9 protein-coding genes and 1 pseudogene are annotated in these 11,091 nt (G+C 44.5%); 6 read left to right on the top strand and 4 right to left on the bottom strand.

Annotated features, from left to right (window positions below):
* Positions 1–671: pseudogene (locus JV36_RS19860) on the bottom strand (IS3 family transposase); the annotation flags it as partial.
* 223 nt (positions 672–894) lie between these two features.
* Between JV36_RS19860 and JV36_RS0106235 the strand changes: the two are divergent.
* From JV36_RS0106235 to JV36_RS0106210, 6 genes are read left to right on the top strand one after another with little or no spacing between them, the layout of a single operon-like run.
* Positions 895–1,653 (top strand): DUF3450 domain-containing protein, encoded by a 759-nt coding sequence (locus JV36_RS0106235; RefSeq protein ID WP_032096295.1) that lies wholly within the window; start codon positions 895–897, stop codon positions 1,651–1,653.
* Positions 1,654–1,666: 13 nt separating this feature from the next.
* The gene (locus JV36_RS0106230) at positions 1,667–3,031 is read left to right on the top strand and encodes a MotA/TolQ/ExbB proton channel family protein (protein WP_032096296.1); all 1,365 of its coding nucleotides are present in this window, start codon (positions 1,667–1,669) and stop codon (positions 3,029–3,031) included.
* 2 nt (positions 3,032–3,033) lie between these two features.
* Complete coding sequence (locus tag JV36_RS0106225) at positions 3,034–3,552, top strand: MotA/TolQ/ExbB proton channel family protein (RefSeq protein ID WP_032096297.1); 519 nt, start codon at positions 3,034–3,036, stop codon at positions 3,550–3,552.
* Positions 3,553–3,583: 31 nt separating this feature from the next.
* Positions 3,584–3,991 (top strand): ExbD/TolR family protein, encoded by a 408-nt coding sequence (locus tag JV36_RS0106220; RefSeq protein ID WP_032096298.1) that lies wholly within the window; start codon positions 3,584–3,586, stop codon positions 3,989–3,991.
* Positions 3,992–3,994: 3 nt separating this feature from the next.
* Positions 3,995–4,603, top strand: a complete 609-nt coding sequence (locus JV36_RS0106215) for an energy transducer TonB (RefSeq protein WP_032096299.1) — start codon at positions 3,995–3,997, stop codon at positions 4,601–4,603.
* Positions 4,604–4,609: 6 nt separating this feature from the next.
* Positions 4,610–5,959: a tetratricopeptide repeat protein gene (locus JV36_RS0106210; RefSeq protein ID WP_032096300.1), complete on the top strand. Its 1,350-nt coding sequence runs from the start codon at positions 4,610–4,612 to the stop codon at positions 5,957–5,959.
* 145 nt (positions 5,960–6,104) lie between these two features.
* Here JV36_RS0106210 and JV36_RS0106205 read toward each other — a convergent pair whose 3' ends face one another.
* The 3 genes from JV36_RS0106205 to JV36_RS0106195 are packed head-to-tail and all read right to left on the bottom strand — an operon-like array spanning position 6,105 to position 10,946.
* The gene (locus JV36_RS0106205; protein ID WP_032096301.1) at positions 6,105–7,199 is read right to left on the bottom strand and encodes a response regulator; all 1,095 of its coding nucleotides are present in this window, start codon (positions 7,197–7,199) and stop codon (positions 6,105–6,107) included.
* A complete protein-coding gene (locus JV36_RS0106200) occupies positions 7,189–9,777 on the bottom strand; it encodes a hybrid sensor histidine kinase/response regulator (RefSeq protein ID WP_052010197.1) in 2,589 nt (862 codons plus the stop codon). The genes JV36_RS0106205 and JV36_RS0106200 overlap by 11 nt, the downstream gene beginning before the upstream one ends.
* Positions 9,774–10,946 (bottom strand): FIST signal transduction protein, encoded by a 1,173-nt coding sequence (locus JV36_RS0106195; protein WP_032096302.1) that lies wholly within the window; start codon positions 10,944–10,946, stop codon positions 9,774–9,776. The genes JV36_RS0106200 and JV36_RS0106195 overlap by 4 nt, the downstream gene beginning before the upstream one ends.
* Between the last annotated feature and the right edge of the window lie 145 nt (positions 10,947–11,091).

Genomic DNA, 11,091 nt, shown 5'->3' with positions numbered 1-11,091 from the left:
ATTGGTAGTTTTATGATAAGCACGCTTTGGCGCCACTAATAACCTGTTGTGGCGTAATAAGCAAAACAATCTATCGCGCCCAATATTCATGGCGTGAGCCTGCATTAAGTACTGTAGCTTACGCGTACCAATGCGAGGTTGGAGCATTCGCTCTGAGCGAACAAACTGCACAACTCGGGCCTCATACTTTGCGCGTTTCAAACAGCGTGTATGGTGCTGATAATAAGCTTGTCGCGATATGCCTAAGAATCTGCATGCTTTTGCTATCGATAGTGTATCCACTACCTGTTTTTGAATGACTTGCCTTTGCGCTTTTTTACAACACTGACTCCATAATCAGTCTCAAGCACATTAACTACCGCTTCAAAGAACTCTGCTTTCATTTTGGTATCTGCGAGCTCTTTTTCCAAAGCCTTGATACGCTGCTCAGGCGTGAGCGCTGTGTGAGGTTTATCCACGCGACCATCTCGCTTAAAAAGTTCAGGTGTGCCTTCACACCAATTTAACCGACCATGCTTGCGAAGCCAAACTAAAACGGTTGAACGACCCTGAATACCATAGTGTTCCTGGGCTTGTTTGTAGGTCATTTCTCCTTTTTCTACCTGCTCTACAACTGCTAATTTAAAAGCAAGGGAATAATCGCGTTGACTACGCTTAGTTGTTGATTGCATTACACTCTCCAAAATAAGTTTGAAAAGTGTCAACGCTATTTAGGGCGGGTCAAATCTAATAAAAAGGCCGCTTTTCAGCGGTCTTTTTTATGTGTAACAGATAACACTTTCGGTTTATTTATGACAGTTCCGTAATAAAACTGTCACAGAAAACTCCTATCCTACGCGCAGAAACTTATAGTCGGTTACATCCGATTTCTTTTAACTTAAAAGGTTTGAATGTATGAAGCTTATCAACGCTTTGCTTGTTGCAGGTCTGCTTTCAGCGACACCAGCACTAGCACAAGACGATGAAGTCTTAAAACCCGTTGTCGATGAGGCAGCGAAAATTAATGAGTCTGCGGCAAAATCGCAGGAAAAAATAAACGGTATTACCGATCAGATTGACAGCAAACTTCAACAGTTCAAAACGTTAATGAAAGAAATCGAAGGTCTTGAGGTTTATAACACTCAGCTTCGTAAGCAAATTAACAGTCAAAACCAAGAAATGGATGACTTGAACGCCGCAATTGATGAAGTGTCTGTTGTTGAGCGCCAAATTACGCCTCTAATGATGCGTATGATTGATGGCTTGGCTCAATTTATCGAGCTAGACATGCCGTTTCTTCCAGAAGAGCGTGCTAACCGCGTTGCTGATTTAAGAGCGATGATGGATAGAGCGGATGTTGCAGCGTCTGAAAAATTCCGTCGCGTAATGGAAGCGTTCCAAGTTGAAATGGACTACGGACGCACTATGGAGTCGTACAGCGGCCTTCATTCAATTAAAGGTCAAGAACGTGACGTAGAGTTTTTACGACTTGGTCGCACTGCACTTATTTATCAAACACGCGACGCGAGCATGCAGGGCGTGTGGAACAAGCAAACCCGTCAGTGGGAAGAGCTTGATAGCAGCTACCGTACACAAATCACAAAAGGTCTGCGCATGGCGAAGAAACAGCTTGCCCCAGACTTGCTAATGCTGCCAGTAGCAATTACAGACTAAGAGGTTGATGAGAATGTTTAATACAGTAAAACGTATCGCTGTTGGTCTAGTAGCCCTTAGTATCAGCGCTGGTGCAATGGCACAAAGTGACCGTGCAATGGACCTAGACGCCCTGCTAAAGCAGCTTGAAGAAGGCCAATTTGCACAATCACAGCAAAATAAACAGCGCGAGCGTGATTTCCAAGCGCAACGTGCAGAGCAAGACCGCATTCTTCGCGAAACCCGTGAAAAACGCGACCAAATGCTAGTGCAATCAGAGCAACTTGAAACACAGTTTGAAGAAAACGAGTTTAAATTGGCAGACCTTAACGGTGCGCTAGACACTCGTCTTGGTTCACTTAAAGAGTTGTTCGGTGTATTGCAGCAAATTGCTGGCGATACTAAGAATAAATTTTACAACTCTGTTATTTCAGCGCAAATTCCTGGTCGGTCTGACTTCTTAGACAAGATGGCGCAGGACATGGGCTCAAGCTCAAAGCTGGCATCAATTGAAGAGATTGAGCGCGTATGGTTTGAGATGCAGCGTGAAATGACGGAATCTGGCAAAGTCACTACCTTCACAACAGACGTTGTAGAAGCCGGTGGTGAGAAAGTGAATAAGCCTGTAGTTCGCGTAGGTCCATTTGCCTTGGTATCAGACGGTAAATACCTAGATTACAACGGTGTCACTGGCACGGTATCAGAACTTATTCGTCAGCCAGCCGACCGTTACAACGATTCAGCGGCAGAGCTTCAAGCATCAAGTGGCGAGCTAGTGCAGTTTGGTATTGACCCAACGGGTGGTTCTATCCTTGGTCTTCTTGTTCAAGCGCCTAACATGAAAGAGCGTGTGGAGCAGGGTGGTCCGGTTGGATATATCATTCTAGTGGTTGGTGCAATTGGCCTTCTACTTGCCTTAGAGCGTTTGGTGTCTCTTTCTCTTATTCGCATGAAAGTGAACAAGCAGCTTAAGAGCAAGGAAGTGAAAACTAATAACCCACTGGGTCGCGTTCTTAAAGTACGTGACGATCATCCTAACGCCGATGTTGAAGCGCTAGAGCTTCATCTTACTGAAGCAATTTTAGGTGAAGTACCTAAGTTAGGTCGCAACCTTACTATTATCAAGATTATCTCGGTAGTAGCGCCTTTGATGGGTCTACTCGGTACGGTAACGGGGATGATTAATACCTTCCAAGCAATTACCTTATTTGGTACAGGTGACCCGAAACTGATGGCTGGCGGTATTTCAACGGCACTTGTCACAACGGTTCTTGGTCTTGTGGTAGCGATTCCGATGACATTGCTTTACGCAATGCTTAACACACGTTCTAAAAACATTGTGTACATTCTTCAAGAACAAGCATCTGGCGTTATCGCAGAGCGTTCTGAGCGAGGCTAATTATGATCGAGTTTCTAGAAGCAATTCGCGATTTCACAGAAACAGGTGGCCAGGTTCTCCTGGTCATTGGTCTGCTGATATTCGTTATGTGGCTTTTGATCCTCGAGCGTGCAATGTATCTGTTGGTTTGGCATAAGCAAGCAAAAAAAGATGCGGTCGCGATGTGGAAAGCACGAAACGATCGCTCCTCTTGGTTTGCTGAGCAAGTACGTCAGAAAACGATTTCGCAGTTAACTATACGGCTAAATGGCAGTATCCCAATTATTCAGGCTCTTGTAGCGCTTTGTCCGCTGTTGGGTTTGATGGGTACAGTAACCGGTATGATAGAAGTATTCGACGTTATGGCTATCTCTGGTTCGGGCAACGCCCGTTCCATGGCCTCGGGCGTATCGAAAGCGACTATTCCTACTATGGCAGGAATGGTTGGGGCACTGTCTGGTGTCTTCGCTGCTACCTGGTTAAATCGTATGGTGAAGTCTGAACGCACGCATCTTGAGGATGCATTGATTATTCAACGTTAATGCGACGTCGCATTAAGGTAAGGTATTTATTATGAAGCAGCACTTTCAAAATTTGGTCGATGAAGAAGAAGCAACCATCGACATGACGCCCATGTTGGACGTCGTATTTATCATGTTGATTTTCTTTATCGTGACTGCATCGTTTGTGAAAGAAGCGGGTATCGATGTAAACCGTCCTGAAGCAGCAACGGCTGTTAAAAAGGATCGCGCGAACATCCTTATCGCTATTTCAGATAAAGGTGAAATTTGGATTAACAAACGCCGCATCGATGTTCGTGCCGTTCAGGCAAATATCGAGCGCTTGCACGCAGAAAATCCTCAGGGTACGGTTGTGATTCAAGCAGATAAAGAATCCACAACTGAGACCCTTATTAAAGTGATGGATGCCTCGCGTGCTGCAGGTGTGTATGACGTTTCGATTGCAGCTCAAGAGCCATAAATCATGCCACGATATATAATCGCATTTGTAATTTCCCTTGCGATCACGTTAGGCCTGTTCTTCTTGATGCAGTCATTGATCAAGATGGGTGGCAGCGCACTAACTGAGCCGCCTCAGGGAAGCGTGCTTGACTTTGTAAGGGTTAAGCAGGATGAGCAGGTCGAGAAGAAAGATCGCAAGCCTAAGAAGCCACCAAAGCCTGAGCAGCCGCCGCCACAGATGCAGCAGCCGCAAATGGATTCACCTACACCCAATGCCGAAGGTTCTTCAATGGATTTTGGCGCAGATGTTGGCGATGATATTTCTTTAGACGGCGGACTCGCGCTTGAGTCGGGTGATGGCGAATACTTACCTATTGTTAAAGTAGCCCCAGTATATCCACGCCGCGCATTGCAACGTGGTATTGAAGGGTTTGTAATTGTTGAGTTCACTGTGACTAAGCAAGGTGCAGTGCGCAACCCAATAGTAGTTGAAGCTAATCCAGAGGGTATTTTTGAGCAAGCGGCTATCGACGCTGCAATGAAGTTCAAATACAAACCTCGAGTGGTAAATGGCGAAGCGACCGAAGTATCCGGTATTCAAAACCGCATTTCGTTCCAAATTGACGGGTAGCAGAACATGATGAAGAAACAGGCTAGGCCTTTATCGAGTATTTTGCCAAGCATGCTGCTTAGCGCTGCAGTATTTACATTTACTGTCGTTGCGGTATCTGCACCAAGTATGTTTGTTGCAACCGACGCACACGCTCAAGAGCAAAAAGCCAGTGAAAAGAAAACACGCCGCGTACCTACGCTGCGTGGCAAGGTATATGAGCAACTATCGCGCGCGCAAACGGCAGCGGATGAAGCGGGTAACGTTGATGAAGCTATTGCTATCTTAAAAGAGGTAGAAGACAAGTCTGATTCAATGAATTCATACGAAAAAGCGATGATGTACAACTTTTTCGGCTTTATTTATTACAACAATGAAGACTACGACAAAGCGCTGGCATCTTTTGCAAAAGTAGTAGAACAGCAGCCTATTCCTGAAAAGTTTGAAATGACGACGCTTTTCAGTTTGGCACAGCTTAATCTGATGCAGAGTAATTACGACGATACTATTAAGTACATAGAACGTTGGGAGTCGCTCAACTCAGGCCCAGTTCCACCAAAGAACAAAGTGATTAAGGCCCAAGCGTATTATCAAAATAAGCAATACGAACTTGCGGCAGACTGGATTACTCAGGCCGTTGTCGACCACGAAGCTGAGGGGATGTTACCTGATGAATCTTGGTTGATCCTTCAGCGCGCTGTGTTTTATGAGTTAAAGCAGCCTGAAAAGGTGAAAGACGTACTGGTTAAATTGGTAAAGCTGTTCGATGAGCCTAAATATTGGATCCAGTTAGCCGGTATGTTCGGCGAGCTTGGCGAAGAGCGAAAGCAGTTAGCTATTATGGAAACTGCCTATCAGCGTGGTTTTGTAGAGTCCTCTGCCGACATATTTAATATGGCACAGCTTTATTACTATCACAGGGCACCGTATAAAGGTGCGAAGCTGATGGAACAAGCTATGAATGACGGCGTGCTAGAGAAGAACTTGCGTAATTTAAAGTTCTTAGGTCAAAGCTGGTCACTAGCCAAAGAGCAAGACAAAGCCATTCCAGTCATGATGCAGGCCGCTAATTTGGCTGACGATGGCGAGCTTGACGCACAACTTGCGCAGATATTGCTCAACGAAGAGCGCTGGGATGATGCTATTGATGCTGTTGATAGAGCCATTGAAAAGGGCGATTTGAGAAACCCAGGCCTTGTGTATTTGGTAAAGGGCATGGCGCTGTTTAACAAAAAACAGTATGCATTGGCGTTGAATCAACTTGCAGAGGCAGAAAAACACCAGAAGAGCCGCGCTATGGCGCAGCAATGGAAGTCTTTTGTGCAGGGTGAAAAAAATCAGGCAGAGCGCCTTGCTGAAGAGTTAGGTGCAAGCTAGATTGACCAAGGCACTAGCTAGACCAAGGCACTAGCTAGACCAATGTACGCTAACTGTAATCGTTTTTAGCTACTTATTAAAACACTGAAAAAGACCACAAAGCAGACACTGCTTTGTGGTCTTTTTGTTTTGTGGTGGACTGGTATTAGTATTGTTCGTCGGGTATAAAACTAGCGACCGACGGCATTATGCCTCGGGCTTCAAGACTGTTCCAATAGGCTTTGGTTTTGAGTAGGTCTTCTTGTATATCCAAAAATACGTCTACCAAAGTTGGGTCGAAGTGTTTACCGGACTCTTTAAGAATATAATCAAATGCTTCTTCATTCGCCCAAGCCTTCTTGTAGGGACGCTTCATGGTAAGCGCATCAAACACATCAGCAATAGCGACTATTCTTGCGCTAAGTGGAATGTCGTTTCCTTTTAGACCATTTGGGTAACCAGAGCCGTCCCATTTTTCATGGTGGCACAACGCAATTTCAGCGGCCATATCAAACAGTGGAGTCTTACTCCGGGACAGTATTTTATGACCTATTGCAGCATGGGTTTTCATGATGTTCATTTCATCGATGTGAAGCTTTCTAGGCGCCTTTAATATGTTATCGGGAATGCCGATTTTTCCTGTATCGTGCATGGGCGCGGCCTGAGCGAGCAGGTTTGCACTGTCATAGTCCCATCCACTGGCTATCGCTAGACATTTGCTGTACGCGGCCATGCGCCATATATGATGGCCTGTGTCGTTATCGTTGTAATGTCCGGCAGCGGCAAGCATAGTAATAGCGCTTTGCTGACTAAGCTGTAAGTCAGCAGTGCGTTGTTTTACGAGCTCCTCTGTTGTTCGCATTTGATGGGCGAGGGAGATATGCGTTTTTACTCTGGCTAGGGTGATACTGGGCGAAACGGGTTTAGTAATATAATCGATTGCGCCTAATGCGAAGCCTCTTTCTTCATCAGCCGCTTGAATCAGTGCCGTGACAAAAATAACGGGTATGTCTAATAATCGCTTATCTGATTTAAGTCTTCGACACACCTCGAAACCATCCATTTCAGGCATCATGACATCAAGTAAAATAAGATCTGGCGTGTATTTTTGTACAATTTTTAGTGCAATCTTCCCTGATGGAGCCACTTTTATATCGTAAAAAGGGCCCAAAATCCCGCTCAGTAAATCTATATTCGCAGGCTCGTCGTCAACCACCAGTACGCTAAATTGCTTTTTGGTTACCTGCAAATTACTTCTCATTATTTAGTCTTTCCAATAGTTCATTTGAAAATTCAAGTGCGTGTTCAAAATCGTACACAGAGCAAAGCTGCTGTATATTGTCGATATAATCGAGGTATTCGCTATTGCGGTACTCTCTGCGTATGTCTTCAATTTGCGTTATTGCTTGAGCGTCAAATGATTCCAATAGCAGCACGAGCTCTTGAATACTCTCTATCAGTGGCTGTCTAGTTTCTTGAGATGAAGCTACCGCTGGAACCGCTGCCTCAACTTCAAGGGTATGGACAATAAGACGAAGGGTGGCGTCGAGGTGTTGAGATAGGGTGACAATCGCATGCTTGATACCGTCTTGTGACTCAAAGTGTTTATTGAGTAGCTCAACTAAGTAACGATGTAGCGAAAAAGCACCGATTCGTTTTGTATCATCTAGCATTTGGCTTATTAGCGGCGAGCCCGCAGGAATGGTATTTTCTGAACTCTCAGCGATATCGAGCAACGTCGTTATTATGGAAGGATGCTTATAGGCGTTATAAAAACTATTTAACGATGCTAAAAAAGCATTGTCAGCGGGCGGTGCTTTAATATCTGTGTAACCTGAGTGAATATGTTTATCGATGGCATGGATAATGAAATCTGCAATAGCGGGCTTCACCAGGTATTGGCACATTCCAGATTCAAAGGCTTTTTCTCTTGCTGCTACGGATTCATCGGTACTCAGTGCAATAATGGGAGCCGACCACGCATCCTTCATAGAAAGCCTATTAGCTACCTCCTGTCCCGAAATATCAGGTAAGTGGCAATCTAGCAGTATGGCATCGAAGTCACTCTCATCACACACAGCGAGAGCTTGTTCTCCGGTTAGTGCAGAGGTTACTTTCATACCAATGTTTCGCAGTATTTGCTGACTTATTTCAATGCTTATAGTGTCATCGTCAACAATAAGAACATGTTTGCCGGTAAGACGCCTTTTACGCCACTTGTTGGTTTCTAGACCGTCGTGATGAAGATTTATCTTATGGTCATTTGATGGAGAAAAAGTCGCTAAGAGGTCTAAATCGGTAAAGGGGAGTTCAATGACATCAATGTCTTCAACATGGGCGTTTTTGAGCTTGTTCATTACGTTCACTTTTGCACGAGAGCTTATTACTGTGCATAAGTTGAGGTGTGTAAACTCACCCATTTTCAATTGAGTGATAAAGCGTTGCCATGCTTCATTGCCGTCAGGTAAAAAAATCACCGATGTATCTGCACTATCTGGAAGTGTATCTTGGGTAATATCTATAATTTCACAATCGATGTGCAGTCGGTGCAGCGTTTGTTTTAAAATTACGCATCCTTGGGCAACAGACGGGCAGCTTTTGATGCATAACACTTTTTTAGGGTTTGCTTTTGAGGCAAGGTCTGAAGCCAAACTTGAATTAGCTATAGATGCTTGGTCAGTGGCAAGGGATGAAGTAATAGTATCTTTGATAATAGGTAAAGAAAAATGGAACTCGCTACCTGTTCCTTCTTCGCTGGTAAAATCTAGCTGGCCGCCCATGTGCTCTACAAGACTTTTGCAGATAGTAAGCCCTAACCCTGTTCCTCCAAATTGTCGCGAAATAGACGTGTCGGCCTGTACAAAGGCGTCAAACAGCTTAGCCTTACTATTTTCGTTAATTCCCATGCCGGTATCAGCAACGCTAAAAAACACATTTTCAGCCCGTGCTGATATGGTCATAATAATAGTGCCGGTGGAAGTGAACTTCACTGCATTGCTTAATAGGTTAAGCAATACCTGATAAATCTTCTCACTATCTCCTCTAAACGGCTGGTGTGGGTCTATGCGTATATCAAACAGCAATTGAAGGTGTTTTTCGCTAGCCTTTATCTGGAACACATGAGCCAATTTTTCTATTGTATCGGTCAGTGAAAAAGTGTCATTTGCAACGTCAATTTTGCCTGCTTCCACCTTTGATAAATCTAAAATATTGTTGATAAGGTCGAGCAAGTAGGCCGCATTCTTTTTTACCTTTTCTATATATGCTTGTTTGTGTTCTGCATCTTCAGTATCGAGTGCCAAATGAGTGAGGCCAATGACGGCATTCATAGGCGTTCTTATTTCATGGCTGATAGTGGCTAAAAATTCACTTTTTGCCTTATTTGCACTTTCTGCATCGTCCAGTGCGCGCTGTACCTTTCTTTCCACTGCTTTTTGTTCATTCGTCAGTTCAAGCATCATTTCTGATAGCGTGGAAATGTTGGCAAGATTATCTTTGATAGGAGGCTTGTTCTGATCGACTAATAGCAAGTTCACAGAAGAGCGCAGTGTATCCACTACTTTCTGTTGCACCACTAGCTCATTGCGTATTTGTTCGTTTGCGGCAAAAAGTTCTTTAGAGCTAAGTTCTAGACTGCGCTCGCGCAGCGTGATATCACGCTCGTGAAACTGATAAGAATCGTCTACCCGCTTGATAAGGTGTTTTAACCCCCGTTGTAACGCATGTTGAGACATTTCACTGGTTTGTGTGTCATCTAAAGACGATAGCCATTGCTCAAGCTGTTCGTTGCTTTTCAATCCGAATGCTTTTCTCAGCTGGCGAGTGAGCAATGAGTTCAAGAGGTTGCTTCCTGAATTAGCGTCATTGACATGGTTTGATTGTAAAGCTTGCTATCAGATTGATTATTAAAAGGGCAAATTTCGCCGTAGGAATAAAAACCAGCAATGCAGGTGTTCGTCGGTAAATGTTCCTGCACACACTCCAGCTCCTCTTCAACGCGGTCGCCCATCACCAGCTTTCTGCCAACACAGCTGGTCACTAATGCCACGCTATGTGCTGGCTGAGAATTCGGGGCTGTTAAGGCGTTAGACACGGCGAGTTGTGCGCCATCAATCAGGTTGTCGGTAGAAGCGTGCATAAGCCTTACGTACTGCATTTCTTCCACATCTCCGGCGAGTATTAAACTGCCATCTTCTTCATTAATGCCAAGTATGGTGCGGATAAGGCCAGTCCCTTTTTGATCTTCGCCGATTACCTCTAATGGAAACAGTAAGCCATTTGCAGGTAAGTCTGCGGCATATTCACCCAGATACTCTTTGTAGATAGCTAAAGCTGGCGTGTTGTCCAATTCGTAGAGGACATTTTCTTTGGCTTTTGTAACGCTGCGAGACGGGCCGAAAGAACGCCATCCGCCCGATGCGCCATAGCCAAAAGATAGGTTGTCGCCATAAAAGCATACCGCCACCACGGTATCCTCGCGTATACCCTGAGGGCTAATAATATAGGTCTTTTCAAAAGAGGCGTTATCGCCAGCGAGGCCGCCACTTATTTTTACATCACTGGAAAGTGAATGCGCTAGCCCGTGAATAAGTGCCGAGCCATTAATGGCAAGCCCTGGTGCTAGTGCGTAAATACCCTTTAAACCTTCCGGCTTGATGTGTTGTCCCAGCTTTTCTCCGGTATCAAAGGAATTTTGCATACTGGTAAGTGTTGAGGTGTGAACCTTTACTGAGCTACCGAATTCAAATTTCATAGCAATCATAACGATAGTGTCGTTTGAAACTTGGTCGGAGTTAATTTCACCTGCCGTACTACAACCCACAATGTTAGCTGTAATATGGTTCAGGTCTTCAATAATCGTGCTGAAGCGTTCCGTTGGGCGTGAGTTGTCTTTGAAAAATGCCGGTGCGGCATAAAGGATAATCAAAGAGGGATTAAACTGTTCTAGCGCGCTCTGTTGAGTTTTGATTTCTTCAAGCGATTCAAAGGTAAACGACGTGGAAAGCATAGGCGGTAATCTTTTATATTATCTATAGGTTATTTATAGTGATAAATGCTACTTGCATCAACTTATTACCGCTTATTGTCTCGTTTTTAATTAGGCCAACTCGCCCTAATGCTGAGAGTTTAAATTCGGCTGCTTAGATTTAGTG

It is taken from the genome of Alteromonas sp. LOR, from assembly GCF_000753865.1.
In the GTDB taxonomy this organism is placed as follows: Bacteria; Pseudomonadota; Gammaproteobacteria; order Enterobacterales; family Alteromonadaceae; genus Alteromonas.
This window is presented reverse-complemented; position numbering and strand designations above follow the sequence as displayed.

What these genes read in the sequence shown, in the direction of transcription:
- JV36_RS0106230 (WP_032096296.1), top strand. Translation starts at nt 1,667, where the DNA reads ATGTTTAATACAGTAAAACGTATCGCTGTTGGTCTAGTAGCCCTTAGT.
- JV36_RS0106225 (WP_032096297.1), top strand. Translation starts at nt 3,034, where the DNA reads ATGATCGAGTTTCTAGAAGCAATTCGCGATTTCACAGAAACAGGTGGC.
- JV36_RS0106210 (WP_032096300.1), top strand. Translation starts at nt 4,610, where the DNA reads ATGATGAAGAAACAGGCTAGGCCTTTATCGAGTATTTTGCCAAGCATG.
- JV36_RS0106195 (WP_032096302.1), bottom strand. Translation starts at nt 10,946, where the DNA reads ATGCTTTCCACGTCGTTTACCTTTGAATCGCTTGAAGAAATCAAAACT.
- JV36_RS0106220 (WP_032096298.1), top strand. Translation starts at nt 3,584, where the DNA reads ATGAAGCAGCACTTTCAAAATTTGGTCGATGAAGAAGAAGCAACCATC.
- JV36_RS0106215 (WP_032096299.1), top strand. Translation starts at nt 3,995, where the DNA reads ATGCCACGATATATAATCGCATTTGTAATTTCCCTTGCGATCACGTTA.
- JV36_RS0106235 (WP_032096295.1), top strand. Translation starts at nt 895, where the DNA reads ATGAAGCTTATCAACGCTTTGCTTGTTGCAGGTCTGCTTTCAGCGACA.
- JV36_RS0106205 (WP_032096301.1), bottom strand. Translation starts at nt 7,199, where the DNA reads ATGAGAAGTAATTTGCAGGTAACCAAAAAGCAATTTAGCGTACTGGTG.